This window comes from Sphingopyxis sp. (assembly GCF_050916055.1).
Lineage (GTDB): Bacteria > Pseudomonadota > Alphaproteobacteria > Sphingomonadales > Sphingomonadaceae > Sphingopyxis.
Genome location: NZ_CP051527.1, coordinates 389,333 through 411,284, shown reverse-complemented (window position 1 = coordinate 411,284; position 21,952 = coordinate 389,333). Strand labels below are relative to the sequence as shown.

17 protein-coding genes and 1 pseudogene are annotated in these 21,952 nt (G+C 65.2%); 3 read left to right on the top strand and 15 right to left on the bottom strand.

Annotated elements, in window-relative coordinates; genetic code table 11:
- Window positions 1–21: 21 nt before the first annotated feature.
- Window positions 22–1,785: pseudogene (locus tag HEQ22_RS01960) on the top strand (Atxe2 family lasso peptide isopeptidase); the annotation flags it as partial.
- 44 nt (window positions 1,786–1,829) lie between these two features.
- Here HEQ22_RS01960 and HEQ22_RS01955 read toward each other — a convergent pair.
- From HEQ22_RS01955 to HEQ22_RS01885, 15 genes are all read right to left on the bottom strand, one after another.
- Window positions 1,830–3,578, bottom strand: a complete 1,749-nt coding sequence (locus HEQ22_RS01955; protein ID WP_432769524.1) for an asparagine synthase-related protein — start codon at window positions 3,576–3,578, stop codon at window positions 1,830–1,832.
- Window positions 3,575–4,228: a lasso peptide biosynthesis B2 protein gene (locus tag HEQ22_RS01950; protein ID WP_432769523.1), complete on the bottom strand. Its 654-nt coding sequence runs from the start codon at window positions 4,226–4,228 to the stop codon at window positions 3,575–3,577. Before HEQ22_RS01950 ends, HEQ22_RS01955 begins: the two co-directional genes overlap by 4 nt.
- A 52-nt stretch (window positions 4,229–4,280) precedes the next feature.
- Window positions 4,281–4,403 (bottom strand): hypothetical protein, encoded by a 123-nt coding sequence (locus HEQ22_RS01945; protein ID WP_432769522.1) that lies wholly within the window; start codon window positions 4,401–4,403, stop codon window positions 4,281–4,283.
- Window positions 4,404–4,475: 72 nt separating this feature from the next.
- Window positions 4,476–4,598, bottom strand: a complete 123-nt coding sequence (locus tag HEQ22_RS01940; RefSeq protein WP_432769521.1) for a benenodin family lasso peptide — start codon at window positions 4,596–4,598, stop codon at window positions 4,476–4,478.
- 97 nt (window positions 4,599–4,695) lie between these two features.
- Window positions 4,696–5,301 carry a GntR family transcriptional regulator gene (locus tag HEQ22_RS01935; RefSeq protein WP_432769520.1) on the bottom strand — a complete coding sequence of 202 codons (606 nt, stop codon included), beginning with the start codon at window positions 5,299–5,301 and terminating at the stop codon, window positions 4,696–4,698.
- A 14-nt stretch (window positions 5,302–5,315) separates the two neighbouring features.
- Complete coding sequence (locus tag HEQ22_RS01930) at window positions 5,316–6,239, bottom strand: phytanoyl-CoA dioxygenase family protein (protein ID WP_432769519.1); 924 nt, start codon at window positions 6,237–6,239, stop codon at window positions 5,316–5,318.
- 10 nt (window positions 6,240–6,249) lie between these two features.
- A complete protein-coding gene (locus HEQ22_RS01925; protein WP_432769518.1) occupies window positions 6,250–6,864 on the bottom strand; it encodes an acyl-homoserine-lactone synthase in 615 nt (204 codons plus the stop codon).
- An 89-nt stretch (window positions 6,865–6,953) separates the two neighbouring features.
- Window positions 6,954–7,697: a helix-turn-helix transcriptional regulator gene (locus tag HEQ22_RS01920; RefSeq protein ID WP_432769517.1), complete on the bottom strand. Its 744-nt coding sequence runs from the start codon at window positions 7,695–7,697 to the stop codon at window positions 6,954–6,956.
- A gap of 234 nt (window positions 7,698–7,931) precedes the next feature.
- On the bottom strand, window positions 7,932–8,867 hold the full coding sequence (locus tag HEQ22_RS01915; protein WP_432769516.1) for a DUF2493 domain-containing protein: 936 nt from the start codon (window positions 8,865–8,867) through the stop codon (window positions 7,932–7,934).
- A 312-nt stretch (window positions 8,868–9,179) separates the two neighbouring features.
- Window positions 9,180–10,214, bottom strand: coding sequence for a DUF7146 domain-containing protein (locus HEQ22_RS01910; protein ID WP_432769515.1), 1,035 nt, complete (start codon window positions 10,212–10,214; stop codon window positions 9,180–9,182).
- 11 nt (window positions 10,215–10,225) lie between these two features.
- The gene (locus tag HEQ22_RS01905; protein ID WP_432769514.1) at window positions 10,226–14,578 is read right to left on the bottom strand and encodes a strawberry notch-like NTP hydrolase domain-containing protein; all 4,353 of its coding nucleotides are present in this window, start codon (window positions 14,576–14,578) and stop codon (window positions 10,226–10,228) included.
- Window positions 14,579–14,670: 92 nt separating this feature from the next.
- On the bottom strand, window positions 14,671–15,315 hold the full coding sequence (locus HEQ22_RS01900; protein ID WP_432769513.1) for an antitoxin of toxin-antitoxin stability system: 645 nt from the start codon (window positions 15,313–15,315) through the stop codon (window positions 14,671–14,673).
- A 63-nt stretch (window positions 15,316–15,378) separates the two neighbouring features.
- The gene (locus HEQ22_RS01895; protein ID WP_432769512.1) at window positions 15,379–15,888 is read right to left on the bottom strand and encodes a hypothetical protein; all 510 of its coding nucleotides are present in this window, start codon (window positions 15,886–15,888) and stop codon (window positions 15,379–15,381) included.
- Window positions 15,881–16,372, bottom strand: coding sequence for a hypothetical protein (locus HEQ22_RS01890; protein ID WP_432769511.1), 492 nt, complete (start codon window positions 16,370–16,372; stop codon window positions 15,881–15,883). Before HEQ22_RS01890 ends, HEQ22_RS01895 begins: the two co-directional genes overlap by 8 nt.
- Window positions 16,373–16,520: 148 nt before the next feature.
- Window positions 16,521–18,656, bottom strand: a complete 2,136-nt coding sequence (locus HEQ22_RS01885; RefSeq protein WP_432769510.1) for a ParB/RepB/Spo0J family partition protein — start codon at window positions 18,654–18,656, stop codon at window positions 16,521–16,523.
- A gap of 441 nt (window positions 18,657–19,097) precedes the next feature.
- Between HEQ22_RS01885 and HEQ22_RS01880 the strand changes: the two genes are divergently transcribed.
- On the top strand, window positions 19,098–21,341 hold the full coding sequence (locus HEQ22_RS01880; RefSeq protein WP_432769509.1) for a TonB-dependent receptor: 2,244 nt from the start codon (window positions 19,098–19,100) through the stop codon (window positions 21,339–21,341).
- Window positions 21,342–21,464: 123 nt separating this feature from the next.
- The gene (locus HEQ22_RS01875) at window positions 21,465–21,944 is read left to right on the top strand and encodes a MarR family winged helix-turn-helix transcriptional regulator (RefSeq protein ID WP_432769508.1); all 480 of its coding nucleotides are present in this window, start codon (window positions 21,465–21,467) and stop codon (window positions 21,942–21,944) included.
- Window positions 21,945–21,952 lie beyond the last annotated feature (8 nt).

Genomic DNA, 21,952 nt, shown 5'->3' with positions numbered 1-21,952 from the left:
CGCACGGCTGCCTTCCTCGCCATGCTGGCTGCGGCGCCCGCCGCAGCAGGCCAGACGACGCCACGCGAGATTGCCGAAGTCGCCGACATTTCGGGCCTCGCCGCATCGCCCGACGGGCGCTGGGTGGCGTATCGGGTCGAGCGCCCCTCGACGGCAACGAACCGGATCGACGTCGACTGGTATATCGCCGACGCCGACGGCAGCTTTCCCCCTCGCGCGCTCGGCCGGGTCGGGACAGCGCTGATCTACGAAGTCGGCGTTGTCACGCCCGGCGAGGCGGCATGGTTGCCGGACAGCAAAAGCCTCGTCGTGCGCGCGCTTGTCGACGGACGAGTCGCGCTGTGGCGCAGCGGGATCGATGGCTCGGGGTTCGTTCCGGTTGTCGCCGGCGACGGTGATATCCAAGCCTTTGCTATCCAGCCCGACGGATCGATCGTCGCCAGCGAAGGACCGTCGCGCGACGCGATCGCGCGGGCGGAAGAGGATGAGCGCGAGGCCGGTATCCTCGTCGACGGCGAGGTCGACCTTGCCGCTCCGCTCTACCGCGGCGGACTGATCAACGGACGCGCTGCGACGCAACGATTTACAGGCGACTGGTTCGATCGCGCTCCGCTCCTCGCCCACCGGCCGCGCATGACCCGGGTCCACGACCCGCTCGCGCGAACGTCGCGTCCGGCCAGCGCGAGCGAAGGCGCGGCACTCCCCCCGCCGCTGCCGCGCGCCACGCCCGAGGTATCGGCGGCGTTGCGCGCCAAGCTCGAAGCGGGCGACGTCTGTTTCGAGCTCCTCGGCTGCCTCGATCGATCGCAGCGGCTCGCTTCGACTCTGGCGCTCGCGGAAGGACGCACGGCCGTGACCCTGCGCGACCGCGCGCTCCGCGAAACCATCCATCTCTGGTCGCCCGCAACCGGCGCGCTCAATCGGCTCGCCGAGAGCGATGGGCTGCTTTCGGGCGGCCGCGACGAGGATGCGCCATGCGCCGCGACGCCCGCAGCCCTTTTCTGCGTCGAGGCCACGCCATCGATCGCGCCGCGCCTCGTCCGTATCGCTTACGACGGTACGAAACGCGTCCTCGACACCCCGAACAACTTTCCTGACAGCGAAGGGCTCCTTGCCGAAACCATCGCTTGGCAGGTGGGCGGCAGCCGTGCGTCGGGCATAGTGATCCGCCCGAAGATCCCCGGGCGGCTGCCGCTCTTCATCACCTATTACCGGTGCCCCGGCTATCTGCGCGGCGGCCTCGGCGACGAATATCCGCTCCGCGCCATGGCCGCGAAGGGGATCGCTACGCTATGTATAAACGTCTTGCCGGGCGCAGATGGGGCCGAAGCGCGCTATTCGCTTGGCCTCAAAGCCGTCGGCGCGGCGATCGACCATCTCGCAGAACAGGGACTGGTCGACCGGACGCGGGTGGGCATGGGCGGTCTCAGCTTCGGGAGCGAGGTCACGATGTGGACTGCGAGTCACAGCCATTTGCTCAAGGCGGCCGCGATTGCTTCGGTGCAGATGGAACCCGCCTATTATTGGTTCAACGAGAGGCCAAGCCGCCAGATGTTCGCCGACAATCTCCGCCGCAACTGGAAGCTCGGACCGCCGGACGCCGATCGCGCCGCATGGAAGCATATGTCGCCGGCGGCCAACGTCGACCGGATCCGCTCCCCGGTGCTGATGCAATTGCCCGAGAGCGAAGCCCGGCAAACGATCGAGTTGCAGAGCAAGCTCGCCACCGCGCGCATGGGAGAAATGCATATTTTCCCGCTGGCGCCGCACATCAAGTTCGAGCCGCGACAGAAACTCGCCGTCTATCAACGCAACCTCGACTGGTTTCTTTACTGGCTCAAGGGCGAGATCGACCCCGATCCCGCAAAATCGGCGCAATATGCGCGCTGGTCTAGGCTCGCACCCGCCGGGCGCAAAGCTTCGACGGACCGCAGCCAAAGCTCTACGTCGGCAATTTCCAGCAACCGAAAATAGAGAAAATCTCCGTCAGCCAGGTCGCGCGCCAGATAGGCGTCGACTGCCGGGAGATCGAGCAAGCCTTGGGCGGCAAGACGTCCGCCCAGCAGCAATTCCCGAATCTGCGGCCGCTGCCGAAGATAGGAGGCCGTCGCGACCGATTCGATCCTGCCTTTCCCTCGCCGCCACACCACCTCGGGAGGAAGGCAGTGAGCGAAGGCGGCGCGCGCCACCGCGCGGTCGCGGCCGCCCTCGATCCAGGTCCAGCTTGGAATCGACAGGCAGAATTCGACCACCGGCTGCGACAGCAGCGGCGCGACGACGTCGCGATCGGCCCAGCGCAGCGGGCGGTCGGTGAAGTCGAGAATGCGGCGCAGGGCTTCGACATGATTTCGCTTCGCCTGGCCATGCGCGCGTGCGCCCTCGTCCCACGGATGTGCGAATGGCGCCGCCGGAACGGCCTCCTTCGCTATGAATTCGGCCTCGCTACGCCAGCCGACACGCGGACCACGCCGCCACGCCTGCCACGCCAAGCGTCCTGCATCCCAAAGCGTTGCTCCGCCACCGCGCGCAATATCGCGCAGCACTCCAAAAGCGCGAGGTCCGAGACCGAAAGTCTGCGCCGCGTCGAGAAAGGGCGACACCGAGCCATCGAAGGAGAAGATATTGTCGCCGCCGATGCCGCCGAACACGGACACATCGCGGCCCTCCACCACCCGTTCGAAAGCGCGATCAATTCCGCGAAGAACGGCATAGGCTCCTGGCCGCGGGCCAATGGTCTCAGGCGCGGCGGCGAGGTCGATGTCCGCGGGATCGAGTTCGGCCTCGACAAGATCGATGCCGCAGTGCTGCGCAACGGCGCGCGCATAATGTCGTTCGTCGCCGTCCGCACCAGGGGTCACGAAATTCACCGCGGCATAGTCCGCGCCGGCACCCGTCAGCGCGGCTGCGACGATCGAGGAATCGAGCCCGCCCGACAGCTCGAGCATGATATGAGGCCGGGCGCGGCTCCACGCCCGCACCGCGCCGACCAGACGCCGTTCGAGCTCGGGCGCCAGCTCGGAGATCTTTGCGTTCCGCACGTCGCCGACATGCTGCCACGGCGACCAGAGCATCTCCGTGCGTGGCTCCTTGCCGTCCCACGCAAGCTGCATCCCGGGCAAGAGCTCGAACAATCCCGCGACGCCGGTGCGCTCCGTCCGCAAATTGCTGTAAACGAGCGCCTGCGCGACGAAATCCCAGTCGACACCGATCGGGACGATCATCTCGACGAGCGGCGCGAGGTGCGAGGCACAGAGGATCCCGCCGCGCCACCGCGTCCAGTAGAGCGGCAACCCCGTCAGCGGCGCCCGGTCGATGCGCCAACCTGCATCGTCGCGAGAGAAAGCGAGAAAGCTGCCCCAACCATCCGCCGGTGCAGGGCAGGTCGCGCCGGTCAGGGAGAATATCTCGCCGAGCAGGAATGCACCGTCCGGCATGACGCGATCGGCGATCGCCTCTCCCGCGAAGAGCAACAAATCGGTGCCGCACGGCAGCGGGCGCATCCCAAACCGCCCGGCAGCGGCGACAACGGGGCCGGCCACATCCTCGTTACCAAGGTAGGCGATCAGTGCGCGTTTCATCCAATCACCAGGATGGGCGTGTAGTTTCGCGCCTCGGCAGAAGTTCCGGTCAACACGGTCTCAGGTGTCTGGAGCCAGCAGTGCGCGGCGAATGGATCGCGCCGGACACCAAACACGAGCGTCGCTACGAGCTGGCGGGAAAGGAGAATGCGGTCGAGTGCGAGCGCATCGATGAGACAACGCGTCGGCACGGGAACAAGCCAACGGCAGGCCGCGTAGCGCTTCGCGATGTCAACGATTGCGCCCTCGTCGCCCACAACGCCAAGCCGCCGCTTCGCCTCCGCGAACTTGCCTATGGTCGTTCCGATCGCGGTGGGCCTCATCGCACGCCGCGCCCAATGCAGCGCCGAGGCCGCGCGAAGGCTCATCGGCAAGCTAAAGGCACCATCCTCGTGCGAGGCCAGATCGTCAAAAGGAACGGCCGCTCGAGCGGGATCGAGCCTGCTAGCTCCCTCCGCTCGCGCCAGCAGGCCGGTTGCAACCAGCCGTGACATGGCGTCGCTATCATTTGGTTCGCCTGCGCGCAGCCGTTCGAACGCCCCGCGATCTAGCCCCCGCAGCGCGAAATATTTATCGCGCGTCAGATCGAGGAAGACGAGTTCGCCGCCTGCCTCGCAGTAGCCGATGCCGGGAGTCAGTTGCCATCCCATCGTGTTTGCCCCGCAGGTTTAGGGAGCGGCACCTGCCGCTCCCCGCACCTGCTCATTCCTGCTCCATCGCAGGACGGAGCATGCGGCCGGCCGGCTCGAACGGAGGGCCCCAGTCACCTGCAGTGTCCGCGCTGACAGTGCCGAGCTCGATGAGATCATTCGCTTCGCGTTCCATCGTCTTCTTCCTTGTGCTGGAATGTGAAAGGCGGGGTGCCGGGAACCGGTCTGGCCGGCCCCCAGCTCCCGGTCAGTCGACGCTGAGGCCGAGCGGCTTGAACTTGCCGTTGATCTCGCCACCGAGGCCGACATCGCCAGCGGTGTCATCGCTGATGCTGCCGAGCTCGATCAGGTCGTTGGTTTCGCGGTCCATGATCGCTTCCTTCCAAGATGCCGCGGAATTGCGGCACTCTCGAAACTACGACGGGCGCCACAGATAGGAATTTTATACGGCCCATATCGTCCGAATATTATCTGAGCGGATCAGAGCGGGGCTGGATTTCAGCGGCAACCCGTCCGGCGAACGTCACTCGCCGCCGATGAAAACGGGTGATTTTGCTGCGTAAAGCGCTCCATCGGCCGAAGCGATAATCCTCGGCCATCGCGGCCAGCGCCGGACCAGCACTGGCATCGACCCGCGCTTCCGCCGCGCGAATTGTCATGCTTCGCTCGACACAATTGACGATCGCATCGCGTAATTCGCGATTGGCACTGCCGATCGCGATTGTTCGAAACAAGCCCTTGATCGCGTCAGGATAGCCGTCGTGAGTCGCGAGCTCGATGAGACCGCCCGGCAGATCCGGTCGCGGCGTGCGTCCCTTGAGCGCGAGTGCGAGCAGCGCCCCGGTCCAGCCATAGAGATGATGCAGATCGGCCTCGGCAAGGAGCGGCTGCCGAAACCCCTCCTGATGCCAGCTCTCGACGATGCGTTCGCCTGAGAGACGATAGAGCGCATCACGGACCGGGGTAGCACTGGCAGCGAGCGACCTTGCAAGCTGCGCGGGATCGAGCCGGGTGCCCGGGGGATAGGCACCCGAAAGGATACGCGCCTTCAGGTCTAGATAGACCCGCTCCATCGTGGCTCCCGGACTCATGCCGCCAGCGCCCCGCCCCCGCGCTCGCCCTCCCCTTCCGGCCGCTGCGTTTCCACAAAGTCGGCGAGCAACGCTTCCTGATCCGGGCGAAGCGCGTCGATCGCGGGGATCGGATCGGTTGGATAGCCCCCGAACAATATCGACGGACACTGCCCCTCGAAATTGCCGAGATTGGGGCGATGCTGCGCATAGCCCGCGAGCGCGGCGAGTTCGGGCGGAAAAGTCCTCGCGATCTCGGGCGGATAGGCGAGCCATTGATTTTCATAAGGCTTGAGCCAGCCAAGGCAGTAGCTGACGATGATCCCGCGGCGGACGCCGTCGCTCTTGTTCGCGCCAGCGCCGTGGAGCGTCGAGCCGAGAAAGACGATCGCGTCTCCCGGCTCGGCCTCCGCCAAGATCGGCGCTTCCTTCGGCTCCTCGACGAGAGCCTCGACGCCGTGACTGCCCGGCCAGATGATCGTCGCACCATTGTCCGCGGTGAAGGAGGTCAGCGGCCACATGACGTTGATCAGATATTCGACCTCACCGAGCGACCCCTGCCACAGGTCCTGGTCGCGGTGCGGGAACTGCGCCAATGCGCCTGGATGCAGCTCTATCGCCTGCGCAAGGTTGAGCTGGATGCGGTCGCACCAGTTACCGAGCGCAAGCTGCGCGAGATCGAGAATCTCCGGGTTCATGACGAGATCGGCCACATGCGGCGAGCGGATGAGAAGCCGTCCGAACCGCTTCGTCCGCTCGCCGTAAAAGCCGCCTTCGCAAAAGGGGGTCGCGGCATATCGCGGCGCCAGGTCCTCGGCGACGCGCGCAATGAGCGCGGCCGGGGCCGCGCCGCGCAGGATCGTAAATCCCTCATCCATCAGGCGGTTGCCGGGTGCCGATCGGGAAGCGGCCACGTCGAACGCGGCGGGGTTGATCATCATCGCACCCTCCTCACGCCGCGCAGGCGGGCGTGGCCGCGGCTGCGTTACTGACGATGCCCGCGGCGGCGAGCTTTCCGACGGTCGAGACATCGATGTCGATGCGCAGGCCGACGAGCGCCTGCCCGCGGTGCAGCACCGGCTCGCCGAGCGTTCGGCAATCCCAGCCGAAGGTCTGGATCTGCCGGAACCAGGGAAGCTCGGCGACCCCGGTGTACGTGCGGACGTCGTTCGCGAGCGCATATTCGGCGAGCCCCACCAGCAGCGTATCGCGCGCCGTCCGGCGCAGCCGCGCGCCGATGCCGGGCGAGAGACAGAAGCGGGTGATTTCGAGGACATCGGCTCCCTGCGGAAGCTCGGCGGCGACCAAGCCGGGAAACAGGCTGTCGAGCAGCGCGGGCTGCGTCGTCAGCAAGAGCCGCGCGGAGGCCAGATGCTCGCCATCCGTATCGGTCACGATCAAATAGGTCGCATCGATGTCGTCGAACTGGTCGAGCTCGAAGCGATCGGCGAGCGCCGGAACATCCCATTTCAGAAGATCGATGAAGACCTTTTTGCGGGCTTCGAACATCGTGCGCAGCGCCTTATGTTCGAGCGCGCGGTTGGTGGAATCGACAATAAGCAGCATGGATTTGCCTCCGTTTGAAAAGAGGCGTTCCAATTGAAGGGCTTTTTACTGCCGCACCATAGCATGATAGGGGGGTGCGGACGATTTTCTCAGCGCTTGCCGATGTCCTCGAAGCTGATGTCGCCGTCCCACAAGGCGCGAACGGTAAGCGTGATGCCGCCATTGGCCTCGTAGCGGTGCCTCGCGTTGCGAAGATGCTCGCGGACGGTGTCGGGACTGAGCCCCATCTTGCGTGCTATCTTCCATATCGGATCGCCCTTCGCGGCCCAAATCAGGCATTCGCGCTGACGATCGGTGAGCCTCGGTCCGATGTGCTGCAAACCGGGATAAGCGATCTGGCGGGCGGCGTCGAAGGCTGGCCCGCCGATCATCCGGGCGAACAGGAGCGCATCGGCGTGCGCCGCCACCCCCGGGCGCCACGCGAACGACACCGATCCATGGACGTCGCCCGGGATATGCGCCGGCACGGTCAGTCCGTCGCCGATACCGTGCCGCCGCGCTTCTGAGAGGATCATCTCGTCCTCGGCGCGCTCGCCCGCGAGCGGCTTCATATCGTGCCAGAGGAAGCCGGCCATGTTGCGCTGGCTCGCCCGGTGCACGGGATCGGTGAGGCCGAGCTTTCGTTCATCGAACCAATGCGCCCATTCCTCGGGATAATTGTGAATGCGTATCCCGCGGTCGGGCGCGGCGAGGAAGTCGATGTGGTGGCTAAGCGCGAACCAGGAGCATCCCATGCGCGCGCAAGCCTCCGCGAGCAGGTCCGCAAGGCCTGCCCTGTCCTTCACCCGCGTGACGTCGAGCGCAAAAGCGTGCGCAGCGTCGATCGTCGGCATTGCGACCTCTGGCGCGCCAACCGGGGTTTCCGACCCGTCCGGTCCACGTGCCCCTCGTCAGTGCCGGCAGCGCTGCCCTCTTACCAGGCTGGCCAACCCGCGACGGCCGATCGCCGCTGGTCAAGGCGATCTTGGGAGATTCCGAAAATGCGGGCCCGGTCCATATTTTTCAAATATATTCCGAAGATAGAGCCAGATTGAGGCAATCTCCCGTAACAACGGGGTTTCTGCGGCTCAGCCCGGACTCTTTCGAAAATCCCAAAGCGGAATGCCCATCTTCCTGGCCTTATCCGCGAGATTGTCCTGGATGCCCGTTCCGGCAAAGACGATCAGGCCAACCGGCAGAGCTTCCAATATACGGTCGTTGCGCTTGAACGGCGCTGCCTTCCCATTCCTGTTCCAGTCGGGCCGAAACGCAACCTGCGCCACGCCGCGGCTATCCGCCCAGCAGGCCGCAGCCCTCTCGGCGCCAGTCGGCGTCGCCCCATGGAGCAGGATCATGTCGGGGTGCCGCGCCTTTGCCTTGTCGAGTGCATCCCAGATCGCCGCATGATGGCCGCAATCGCTTCCGCCGGTGAAAGCGATCCGTGTCCCTTCCGGAAGCAAGGAGGCCGCCTTTTCGCGAAGTCGATCATCGAGGAAGTCGCGGCTGTCGATCATCGACGCGGTCATCGTCCGGTGCTGGATCCGGGACCCCGAGCGCGGTGCCCAAGCCTTGCGCAGGTGGATGCGAAACTGATCGGCGGCCGCTTCACGGAAGAATTCCATCGCGTCGCGTCTCTCGATCAGCGATATTCCTTCGCGCGTCGCGCGCTCGAGTTCGACCGACCGGATCTCGCTGCCGTCCTGTTCGCGCTGGAGCCGGCGCTGGAGCTGCTCATTATCGTCGAGCTGCCGTTCGACGCGTTCGCCGGCGCGGTGAAAGATATTGACGACATTCCACAGCAGGTCCTCGAGATCGGGCTCGATGCGGGTCTCGGTAAGACAGCCAGCAAGCCCGTCGAACATGTCGGCGACCGCGCCGCCGGCGAGCCGGGCGTCGGGGAGCGGGCGCCGATCGGGTTCATCCTCGAACGGGCGATGGCCGAAGAGCTGCATCTCCTGGAGAAGATAAGCGGTCGTCCCGGGCTCGTCCGGGCGGTCATGGGCATGTCCGGTAGCATCATGCATCGTCTGTCTCCGTCTGTCGGAGCCGCGCCCCGCGCGGCCTTCGTGGCGACGGCTCGCGGCAGGCGGGGCGGTGGCGCATCGCGGCGCGCCGCGACCGGAGCGCAGCGGAGGATGGCGGACGAAGGCTATTTTGCCTCGCGATGCAAAGGGGCCGCAGGCCCCGGCGGAAAATAGCCGCCCGGCCGCCATTGCGCCCCCGCCTCGCCTGCCGCAGTCGCCCTCTCGCGAAGGCCGGGGCGCGCGCCGCGCATACGGATGCAGGGCGCCAGTATCGCACGCCGTCCCTTCCCGCCTCCCGGCAACGCCCGGTCGTCAGAGATATTTCAGGCGATCGGCAGCGGCGAACTGCGTGCGAAGCGCCCCGGTGAGAAAACTGCGGCCGCGGATGACCAAGTCGTCGTTGAAATCGCCATATTCGGGCTCAAGCGGCAGCAGTTCGATGCCGGTCCGTTCCGCCCGTTCGGAAAGGGTGGAGAGCGCGACCCCTCCGGCCGGATCGTCGTCGCGCGCGACATAGAGCCGCTTCAGTCCCGCCGGAAATGCCAGCGCCGCGAGATGTGCGCCGGAAAGGCCGGCGATCATCGACAAGGCGGGAACGGCCTCGCGCAGCGAGAGGATCGTCTCGATGCCCTCGCCGGCGGCCATCACGCGAGCGGCGGGCCCGAAGCGGACGCCATGGCCGAGCAAGTTTCCCATGGCTCTTCGGGGATAGGCGACGGGCGCCTTGTCCCTTGTCTCGGGATCGAGCCAGGTGCGATGGACCCCGGTGATCGCCCCGCCCAAGTCGGTGACGGCCGCGATCATTGCAGGCCACGCCGGCCTTCCGCCTGGGACGTCATCTTCCGACGCCCGGTAGAAGCAGTGTCGATGATAGCGCAGCGGATCGCTCGCCGGGACGGTGACGATAGACCGCCCTGCCAGATAGTCTGCGCCGAGGCTGCCAAGGATCGGCCTCGATGCGGCCCACAGCCTTCGCGCCGACTCCGGCGTTCCGCTCGACGCCTTTGGCGGCGCCGGGTTTCGGGGCATATTGGGCGGCGGCGGCAAACTCAGGAAGCGCCGCGCTTCCTCGAGCGTCTCGCGAAAGGCCGTGTGACCGCAGATCGCGGCGATGACGTCGAGCAGGTCTCCATGATCCCCGCTCGCAGCGTCGGTCCATTTCCCCGCCGCGCCGCGCCCGTCGCTATGATCGGCGAGGCGGACGTAAAGACTGCGGCCGGGTGCGTTATGGACATCGCCGACCAGCCAATAATGGCCCTCGCGGCGTCCGTTCGACAGGTAGCGGCGACACACCGCCTCGGCATTTTCACCGAGACGGCGCGCAATATCCGAAGCTTGACTGGTCATGCGGGGCTCCTTCAGACGACCTTGCGATCCTGCACCCTCTGAATCGGAAACCGGTCGAGGAGCGCAGCGAACACATCGGCGCCAGTAGCCCCTGCCGGCACGTAGAGTTTCAGTTTCCACGAGACGATCTCGGAGATCAAGCCGATTGCTTTCAGCCGCTCGACGCCCAGATCGTTGAACCCCGACAGTTCGATCCGCCAATCGTTCATGGCCCGGACGCGCCGTAGCGACTGGCCTTCCGCGAGGCCCAGCTTAATGTCCCCCGCCTGAAGCATCCGCCATGCATCGGGCACGGCAAGGCGCGCTGGCGCTTCGCCGGTCACGCCCGCGGCCCAGGCCGGCGTGACCTTGCGCCCGATGATCCGCTCGCCGGCACCGGTCTGAAGCCGGTAGACCCGCGCCGATTCCTTCGGCAGCCGTTTCCAGATCGGGAGCAGCAGCCCGGCGACGATGTGCAGCGTCGATATCTCATATTCGGGAAGTTCGGCGAGCTCGGCGCTCCATGCACTGCCAAAGGCCTCGGTGTCCACCGGCCGCCAATGCGACTGCTCGAAGTCCTCGGCGAGCATGTTCGACTTCTCGAGCGGCCGCTGCAGACCGACGCGCCGATGAACGACGCCAGCGTCGTCGACAAGGCTGCGGGCCCGAACCTTCACAGCGGCGCGACCCGAGCGCGCATTGACGACAAGCTCGCCGCTCCAGCCCGAGACGATGCACATGGCGTCCTCAAGCGACAACGGCGCAACGCGATCCTTGCGCTCGATCGTCAGCAGCTGCGTCACCGCGCCGGTGCCGGGGTGCGAATAAATCGTCTCGCGCGCGCTCACCGTGAAACTCTCGGCGCGCAGGGTCTCGAGGCCCATCTCGTAGGTCCCCGACGCGATCGCACCTTCGATCCGGCTCGCGAGCAGCCCTTCGAAGGTTTCGAAGAGAATGTTCTGGAGGTCGATCGTCAGCGCGAGCATGCGGTTGAGGAATGTGGTGATGGGCGGCAACTCGTCCCTGAGCCCGCCATCGTCGAGGAGCGACAACCCCGTCGCAGCCTCGAAAGCGAGCAGCGAACAGCCCTCGACCTTGCCGTCGGCGAGGAGCTGGTAGAGCTGGCGGAGCGCGTCGCGCGCATAATGCGATTCCAGATTGTCCTGCGGGCGGAACATATTCTGACCGCCGGTCTGCCGCTGGCCGCGGGTGATCGCACCCAACGTGTCGAGGCGCCGCGCGATCGTCGAGATGAAGCGCTTCTGCGCCTTCACATCGGTCGAGACGGGACGGAACAGCGGCGGCTGCTTCTGGTTCGTGCGATTGGTGCGCCCGAAGCCCTGGATCGCGGTGTCCGCCTTCCAGCCGGGTTCGAGCAGATAGTGGACGCGGCGACGCTGGTTCTTCACCCCGAGATCGGCGTGGTAGGAGCGCCCCGTCCCGCCCGCTTCCGAGAAGATGAGGATCTGCTTCTCGTCGTCCATGAAGGCGTGGGTTTCGCCGAGATTGGCGCTGCCTGGCCGGTTCTGCACCGCGAAGCGCATTGACCCATCGCCGCCATCGACCGGAATGATCCGACGCGATCGCCCGGTGACCTCGGCGACCGCATCGGCCCCGAAATGCTGGACGATCTGGTCGAGCGCACCCGGCACCGGCGGGAGCGAGGCGAGCTTCTCGATCATCGCATCGCGGTGGCGCGCCGCTTCGCGGTTCACGATCGGATTACCCTCGCCGTCGAAGACCGGGCGCGACGAAAGATTGCCCTCGCTGTCAGTGCAGGGCTCGTAGAGCTGGACCGGAAAACTGTGCGCGAGATAGTCGAGGACATATTCGCGCGGCGTGATGTCGACCGATACATCATCCCATTCCTCGGTCGGGATCTCGGCCAGTCGTCGCTCCAGCAGCGCCTCGCCCGTCGAAACGATCTGAACGACCGCAGCATGCCCAGCCTCGAGATCTCGCGCGATGCTCGCGATCGTGCTCGGGGTCTGCATCGCCGTGATCAGATGATTGAAAAAGCGCTGCTTGGTGCTTTCGAACGCCGATCGCGCCGCCGATTTCGCCTGCGCATTGAGGGTCCCGTGAAGCGCGCTCGTGACCCCCGCCGCCTCCATCGCGGCGCCTAAATTGTTGTGGATGACTTGGAAGGCGCCGGCATAGCTGTCGTAAATGCGCCGCTGCTCGTCGGTCAGAGCATGTTCGAGCAGCTCATATTCGACGCCGTCGAAGGACAGCGAGCGCGCGGCGTAGAGACCGAGCGCCTTCAGGTCGCGCGCCAGCACCTCCATCGCCGCGACGCCGCCGTCCTCGATAGCCGCGACGAACTCGCTCCGCGTCGCGAACGGAAAGTCGCTGCCGCCCCAGAGACCGAGCCGCTGCGCATAAGCGAGGTTCTGCACCGTCGTCGCGCCGGTCGCCGACACATAGACGATGCGCGCGTCCGGCAATGCGTGCTGCAATCGAAGACCCGCGCGTCCCTGCTGCGACGGCTTCTGCTCGCCCCTTGTCCCCTTCCCGCCGGCAGCATTGGCCATCGCATGTGCTTCGTCGAAGATGATCACGCCATCGAAGTCCGCGCCGAGCCATTCGACGATCTGGTCGACCCGGCTCGCCTTGCCCTCGCGCGCCTGACTGCGCAGCGTCGCATAGGTGGTGAACAAGATGCCCTCGGCGAGCTTGATCGGGTTCCCCTGGCGGTAGCGCGACAGCGGCGTAACCAGGAGTCGCTCCTGTCCAAGCGCAGACCAGTCGCGCTGCGCGTCCTCGAGCAGCCGGTCCGAGATAGAGAGCCAAACGGCGCGCTTCCTGCCTTTCAGCATATTGTCGAGGATGATGCCCGCGACCTGCCGGCCCTTGCCGGCGCCGGTGCCGTCGCCGAGGAACCAACCGCGGCGGAAGCGAACGGCGTTCTCGTTGTCCTCACTTGCCGCGGTGACCATGTCCCAGGTCTCATCGACCGTCCATGCGCCCGACAGGTGGCCGGCATGCGCCTCGCCCGCATAGATGACCGATTCCAGCTGCGCGTCCGACAAGATGCCGTTGCGGATCAGATGCTCCGGAAGGTGCGGACGATAGGAGGGCCTCGGCGGCGCGACCGACGCCATGGCCGCGGACTGGACGAGCGCGGTAGGGTGCGGCTTCGCCGATGGGATGGTGAGCGATTGGAGTGCATAGGGCTCGTAGATCGCTTCGGCGAGTTGGCCTTCGGGCGCCGCCCATTCGCAGGTTTCATAGCCAAGCTCAGGCGCCGGGCTTGGCGTCGCCGACGCCGGCACTGGGCGCGCCGCTCCGTTCGGGGCCACGTCGCCTGCACGCGAGGGGGCGACAGTAACGGGCGGTATTGTGGCAAGCGCCGGCTGCGGTGCCCCGCGGCGCGGCACGAACGCCCGAACCCATTGGAGCAGCGTTCCGACGTCGCCCGCCTCGCCGAGCGAGGGTACGATCACCGACGGGTCGGACGCAGCCACCTTGTCGATCACAAGCAGCCGCGTGCTCGTCGTCGTCCCATGCTTGGCATAGACTTTTCCAGCGATCGACGCCGAAAAGAGGATGGTGGCCTGCGCCTGCAACCGCACAAAGGCCTCGCGCCAGGCGGGCGCATCGGGCGAACAGTTCGCACCGACAATCGCGACCAGCCTGCCTCCGACCTCCAGACGCGCCAGCGCCGAGGCGATATGCCGGAGAGCCTCACCCTGCATGGTCCGCTCGACGTTGGCCACGGCCGAAAAAGGCGGGTTCATCAGGATGATGTTCGGGCGGACTGCGGGATCGAGGCGATCGTCGATCGTTGCGGCGTCATGCCGGGTCACCGCGGCGCCGGTGAACAAGTGCCTCAGAAGATCCGCGCGCGGCTCGGCGAGCTCGTTGATCGCGAGCCGGCCGCCCGCAAGCTCGGCATGGATCGCGAGCATGCCCGTCCCCGCCGATGGTTCAAGAACCACATCGCCAGGCTGGATCGATGCAGCATGGGCGACGACGAACGCCAGAGGCAGCGGCGTCGAGAACTGTTGCATCGCCTGGCTTTCTAGCGAGCGCCGCGTGTGCGTCGGGATGCGGCCCGCGAGCCGCTGCCACATCGCGAGCTGCGCGATCACGGTCAGCTTGCGGACCGCCAGCGCGGTGCCATAGCGGCGCAGCAGCAGGATCTGCGCGACCTCGCAGGCATCATAGGCCGCCTTCCAGTCCCACGCGCCCTCGGCATCGCTCGCACCAAAGGCCCCGGTCATCGCCGCGCGTAGCGCGGCCGTGTCGAACGGCTGCCCAGCCTCGAGCAGCGGCAGGATGGCCTCGCCGGCCGAGAGCAGGCAGGCTGCGGCGCCTGCGGATGAGGCTTGCGGAAGAGGGCACGCGGCGGCGGGCGCCGCGCGGGAGGGCAAAATCTGCATGTCGGAATATCCTCGGAAGAGCAGGAAGGAAGCGAGCCAGCGGCCGCTCTCTCTTGGACCCGGTGGCTCACCCCTTCCGGCCACCCTCTCCTCTATCCGAACCTCTCTCCGTCGCCGGTGAAGCTGTAGGCATTGGCGGCGATCGCTTCGTCGACGATTTCGTCGGAGGTCAGATTGTCAAACGCGTCTTCGAGCTTCCTATAAAGCCAGCGGGCAAGGTCGCGCAGCGCTTCAGCGAGTTCGTCCTCGGCGGTCGCCGTCATTGCCTGATGGACCGGACTGTACCGTTCGACGCCGATCTCCATGCTATATGCGTGATAATAGCGGCCACGGTGGGTGATCCGCGCGCCGAGCTGGAATAAATTGCTCCACTGGATCGCCAGCAGCGCATCGGCGATCCGATGAAGTTCCTCGTCCTTCGGCGCATAGGCTCGAACGGCAGATGCGCATCCGCGCGCGTAGCGATAGTCGCCCTCGAAGCAGGCTCCGTCGCCCTGGCTCGCGAAGCCCGAGAACCAGATGCAGGGTTTTCGCCTCGAGCCGCCGCCATAAAGGCGCACCGATACGCTCGCCAGAGCAATACCGAGGATGTCGCAAATCCGCTCGAAGTCCGAGTAGACGGCCCAGTACCAGTCGTCTTCGAAGGCGCCCTGTCGATACCAGTCCCGCGCCTTCTCCTTCGCCTCGTCCGATAATTCTTCCAGTTGATAAACCGTCGTCTCGATAATTTCGGCCATGACAATCTCCCGAAACGAAAAGGCCCGGCGCAGGGGCCGGGCCAAAGTGAGATGATGGAAGGGTCAGGCTTCGACCTGCCGCTCCGATCGACAGCGGTTCCGAACCTCATCGAGGAAAGACGCGGTCGACATGGTCTCGATCGCGTCGGCGGTGATCAGCGTCGCCATCCCGCCGAAGCCGTCGGGCCGCATCTTGGTGCAGGTCCAGGCGGCCACGACCTCGACATCGTCAAGCGCGTCGCAGCGTTTGACGATGTCCTGGAATATGCCTTCATAGTCGATCACCGACATATCCAGTGCCAGCTCGCCTTCCGCGGGATCGAGCTTGCGGAGATGCTCCCGGATGACGGTCACGGCATAGCTATCCGGAAAGGGATCATCTTCGAGCAGCCGATGCACCTCGGGAAGGTCGAGGTGGAGCAGATCGTTCACATAGTCCTCCGCGAAGAAATATACCGCGTCCTCGCCTCCCTCATGACTGAACATCCCGATCAACAGCCGGTGCTCGAGCAATGACATCGCGCTTCGGGGAATGTCAGGGCGCACGATCGTCGGCGAATGATAGTCAGCCATGCGCCGCCTCCTGCCTCGCGTCCTCGACGGCAACTTCGGGATCGCCCTCGACGACGAGCGGCGGCACTGTGAATTCGGCCTCGTCGAAATAGGCGAGGATAGCCTCGATGCTGCCGCGCCGGACGATCTCATGCCGGTCGATCAGTACGCGATCAGATTCGTCGGCGATGAAGCTTTCCGGAGCCCCGTCGCCCCGAAAGATCAGTCGCTCAGCGCCCCATTCGGCCAAGAAGCCACCCGACCAGACACGATAGGGTAAACCATGGCCGGCGCAGAAGGTCTCGAGCGCCTCGACCTTGCCCCACGCGACCTCGTTGGCGAGGAGTGTCAGCGGTTCGCCAACCGTCCGGTGCGACGGCTCGATGGCCGGTCCGTCCCACTCGATCGAAAGGGCCTCGGCCGCGATCGCCGCGACGAGTTCGAGATAGGCATCGCCGGACAGGGAGCCGCCGAGCGTGAAACTTACCGAGACGCGGTCAGCCATGATCGCCTCCCATGCCTAGGGCCGAGATCGCCGGCGTGGTAAGATAAGTAGTATTTCGCATTTCCATTCTCCAGAAAGAGCGAAAGCCCGGCGGGTCCGGCCGGGCTTTCGAAGTCAAAGTTCAAGATCGCGCGAGGCGCGGGCGGAGTTATTCGGCAGCGATCGCGTCCGGATCGCCGACTTCGTCATCTCCTTCCTCGGCGAGAAAGGCGGGCAGCTCGCCATCGCTATCGTCATTAGCGGGAGCGTTCGGCGCTTCGACCCGGGTGTCCGCAACCGCGGGCTGTTCGAGCTCAGGCGTCCGGAGCGGCTCAGGCAACCATCCCGCATCTTCAAGCAGACGCTCGGCTTCGCGCGCCATGTCGCCCTTCTTCAGATGGTCGATCATCCCGGCAAAATTCTCGCCCCGCGCCTCGGAGACGTCGGCGAGGATCCGCGGCTTCGGAACGCTGCTGAGATAGCCGTCGGCGGTTGGGCGCCATCCCGCCTCGATGACATCGAGACCCACCGCACGCGCAAGGATGTGGCTGTGCGCGAGGCGGCGCGCGATACCGTGCGCGGAGACGCGGCCGTCATAGCCCTTGACGATCTCGGCCTGCGCATTGACCGACAGCGACGCACAATGCGCGAAGAGGCTCGCCCGGTCCTCGTCGCCGAGGTCGAGCAGCCAGTCCCAGACATCCTTGTCACTCTTCGGCAGACGCGCCCGCCACGCGTCGATCCGCGCCGCGATCGCCTGACCCGGCGCGCAGTCGCGAAGTCCCGCCGGGGCGTTGGAGAAACCGACCGACTGCACCGACGTCTGCAGGCAGCTTTCGCGGCTACATCCGTAGAAGCAGGACAGCACAAACGCATGGAGAACGGCGACATAGGCCGTGTCCGGGCTCTGCGCGAACGCATCCTGAAGCGCGAGCGTCCGCCAGGCGGTGAGATCGGATACCAGCCGCTCCGAGAGCGGCTTCAGCCCGGTCTCTTCCTCGTCGGGTTTGGCGGCAGCCTGGCCGGACGTCGAGGGCGACGCGTCCGCGCGCTCGACGGCTCCATCGTCGCCCGGAACCTCAGCGCCGGCCTCCTCGCCCTCGGCCGGTTCGGCTTTGGGCTCATCCTCGGGTTTCACAAAGCCGCGCTCGACGCGCAGGCGACCCTCGGGATCGATCGAGACGAAGGCGCCGGCGATCGCGATCTCGGCGGGATCGTAGATAACCGGCCGATCATTAAGCCTGCTGATCTCGGCGTCGATCGCCTCGAGCCGGGCGTGGATCTCGTCGGGCACATCGTCCGCGTCGCTCCATTCCTCGCTGAGCGCCTCGCCCTCGGCCTCGAGCTCGGCTGCGCGCTTCTCCTCCTCTTCGGTCATCGCGACCTCGTCGCCGGCGAGCATGCGCAGGCCGCGCCCGGCGTTGAATATATGCTCCTCGGCGGCGTCGACCCACTTCCAGCCTTCGGCGCCGATCCGCAGCGACTCGGCCTCGAGCTTTGCGGCCACGAGCCGGTCGAGCAGGCCGACATCGGTCAGCCACCCGCCATGATCAATTTCGAACAGGTCGCGCACCACGCTGCCCCCCACCTCGACATAAGCATCGAGGGCGACGAAGCGGACGCGCTTGTCGGACACGCGGACGCTGTTCTCGGTGAGCTTCCGGCGCACCCAGGACGGCGAGGGATCGTGCGCATCGGCGATCATTTCCCAGACCTGGAGCTGCCGCTCTTCGTCGCTCGCGACGGTGAAGGCCATCAGCAACTCGAGCGACATGCGGTCTTCGCCATAGATGTCGAGGAGCGTTGGCGACACCGAGGCGAGCTTCAGCCGCTGGCGGACGACCGCAGGTGTGACGAAGAAATGGGCCGCGATGTCCTCGATCGCCTGCTCCTTATCGACAAGGGCCTGCATCCCCCTGAACTGGTCGAGCGGATGAAGGTTCACGCGCTGCGCATTTTCAGCGAGACTGTCGTCCTCGGCGAGAATGGCGTCATTCGCGGCGCGGACCCCGCACGGGATGGGCGCATCCTTGGCAAGGCGCCGCGACTTGACCAGCAGTTCTAGAGCGCGAAAGCGCCTGCCGCCAGCGGGAACTTCATAGTCGCCAGTTTCCTGACCCTCGGCGTCGAGGATCGGGCGCACGTTCAGATTGTGGAGCAAACCGCGCCGCGCAATGTCGTCAGCAAGGTTCGCAATTCCCTCGTCTGGCCTCACGCGCCGGACATTGGCCGCCGACAGGCGGAGCCTGTCGAAGGGTATGTCGCGCGAAGGACTGAGGGTGATCTTCTGGGCTTGCTTGGCCATGGTGCTTCTCCATGGCGGGCCGCCACGAGACCTCTCGCGACTTTCCAACCCGCCACGAAACCAAGGCTCCCCTCTCCCTCTAGGCGGCCGCAGGCCGCCCGATTGATCGAATCGCGCGCAGCCGGCCCAGACCGCGTCTGGCGTGGTTCAAGCTCGGCCGAGGACGCTCTTTAGGGCAGACCTCGGCCGCCGCCGGCGCTTTGGAATGCCATGCCTTAGCAAGGTCTTTAACCCCTTTAAGAAATACGTTGACATTAGATAAAGTGGTTCACTAATATCGCCGCTCCAGAAGCGCATATATTCTGGCGGCCAAAGGGCGCGACGCTACGGCATAAGCCGTAAAGTTAGACGCTCGGTGATGGGAGATGGATTATGAACAAGATTAGCAAGTGCGGATTGTTCCTTTCATGCGCTTCGACTCTTGTCGGCGTGCAACCGGCTGTGGCGCAAGATGCTCCATCGCAAACAACGGCGGCCGCTGAAACTGACGCACCCGCCTACGGAGACATTCTCGTCACCGCGCAGCGGCGCGAGGAGCGCATTCAGGACATCCCGATCGCTATCACCGCACTCGGCGGCGACCAGCTCTCCAGCGCCGGCATGGTAAGCCTCGATTCGATCGCGCCGCGCGTCCCGAGCGTCTATTTCGGGAGCTTCGGAGCGTTGCGCCCGCAGCTTTACATCCGCGGCATCGGCACGCGTTCCTTCGATCCGGGTTCCGAGAGCTCGGTCGGCGTCTTCGCCGACGAGGTATATCTTGGCCGATCGAGCGGCTCCTTCGGATCGCTCAAGGATATCGAGCGCGTCGAAGTTCTGCGCGGCCCGCAAGGCACGCTTTACGGACGCAACACGATCGGCGGTGCGATCAATGTCATCACCAAGGCGCCGACCGCGACCTTCGAGGCCGTCGCCGAGGCGGGGATCAGCAATTTCGACGGCTGGGAAGTCTTTGGCGCGGCAGGCGGCCCAATCACGTCCAACGGGACGATCCAGTTCCGCGTTGCCGGCTGGCACACCGAACGCGATGGCTATGTGACCAATCTCGCGACGGGCACCAAGTTCCAGGGGGTGGACAACACGGGAGGGCGCATTCGGCTCGCGATCGAGCCCACCGATGGCTGGCGCATCGACCTGACCGGCGAATATCTTCATGACGGCGACAAGGCGGGGTTCGGCGGCATCAACCAGGGCACCGGCCGTACGGCTGGAGGCGCTCCCGCCAACCCCGGGTCGGTCTTCTTCGCGTCCCCTGCGCGTCTGCCCAACCTGATCCGACCCGAAAGCCTGCGTGCCGGCTTCCTGAACTTTGACCCGACGCTTGATCGAGACAGCTACAGCGGTGTTGCGCGGGTCGAGGGCGACCTTGGCTTTGCGACGCTCACCTCGATCAGCGCCTATAAAAAGCTGAAAGTACGGGACAGCCGCGACCTCGACGGCTCCTCGCTCGATACGCTGAGCCAGATCGGTATCGAACGGTCGAACCAGTACACACAAGAGCTTCGCCTGACCTCGAATCCCGACGGCGCGACCTCTTTCGACGGCAAGCTCGACTGGATCATCGGGGCTTTCTACTACAAGGACAAGAGCTCGCGCGATGACATCTTCCGGGTAGGGGTGGACAGCGCGCCGCGTGTCGCATTCGCCGGCGCGCAAGTACCGCCGGTCGCATCGACCCCGGCAACCGACATTGTTTCGGCCAACTATAACATCAAGAGCTACGCGATCTTCGGCCAAGCGACCATTCACTTCACCGACGCGCTCGAGCTGACCCTTGGCGGCCGCTACACGGAAGACAAGAAACGGATCGCTTTCGTCGACACGACCACCGATGCGCTTCCGATCATCGCTGCGGGTTTCTCAGTCAATGTCGACCGCAAATATACGAGTTTCGACCCGCGCGCGGTGCTCAGCTACAAAATTTCGCCGGACCTCAGCGTTTACGCCAGCTACTCGACGGGGTTCAAATCGGGCGGCTTTCAATATGCGCCGTTCAATGCCGCGGCAGCCGGAACGGTCTTTGCGCCCGAAGACATCAAAACTTATGAGATCGGCGTGAAATCAGACTGGCTCGACCGCCGGCTGCGCGTCAATCTTTCGGCCTTCCACTACGACTATGCCAATCTACAGGTATCGCGCATCATCGACACCGCTTCGGGGCCGCAGACGCTGATTACCAATGCGGCGGGCAGCAAGGTCGACGGGGTCGAGCTCGAAGTCTCGATGCACCCATCGGATAATCTCGATTTTGGCTTCAACTACGGTTATCTCGATGCGAAATATGACAATTATGTCTTCAACCTCGGGCAGAATCTGACGTTCGATGGCACGACACTTGTTCGCGCGCCCAAGCACAGCATCAGCGTCAACGGCGAGTGGCGAATTCCGTTCGGCGATAACAAGGTAACGCTCGCGGCGAGCTATTCACTGCTCAGCGACTTCTTCCACGAACCCGGCGAAGGCAATCCCATCTATGGCTCGGGAATTCCGCTCACCGCGGAGGAAGGCTATGGCCTGCTCGACTTGCGCGCCTCGGTCGATTTCGCCTCCAACTTCCGGCTGACCGCCTATGCCAGCAACGTGCTCAACACCGATTACCGCCGCACGGTCAATGCCCTCGGCGCGACGGTCGTCGGCTTTGCCGGGCAACCACGGATCATCGGCCTTCGCGGTACATTCACCTACTGATAAAAGGGGGGCCGGGGCGCAGCGACCCGTCGCCGCGCCCCGGTAGGGTCCCCATATAATTGGAAGGTAGAAGGAATGCGTGGAGCGGAGCGGCTGGCGGCAGTAGACAAAAGTGTGGCACCGATGGCTGCCGCACTGCCCGACCTGCCCATGGACGAAACGATCATGGTGCGACTGCTGCGCATCTGCGTCGTGGGCCTCGGGCAATATTTCGAGCCGGTGTTCCGTCACATGGGGCTGTCCGAAAGCTCCTTCCACGTGCTCTGCCTGTTGATGGCCGAACAGGAGGGTGAAGCGCCGCCGGCCAAGCTCAGTGAGCTGATCGGAGCTAGCCGCGCCCATATGAGCCAGATTGTCGACGCGCTGTCGCGCGATTCCCTGGTCGAACGGATCAGCGACCCGACCGATGCCCGGCGTCACAGCGTCAGGATCACGTCCAGCGGACGGTCGCGCACACAAAGCGGCCTTCGCGACTTCGCCGCGCCGATGCAGCATGCATTCGCCGGGCTGAACCACGACGAATTCGCTCAGCTGGCCGCCTTGCTCCGCAAAGCAGTCATATCCTTCGACCGACACGCCTTCGAACCGCAACTCGACACATGAGAGACAAG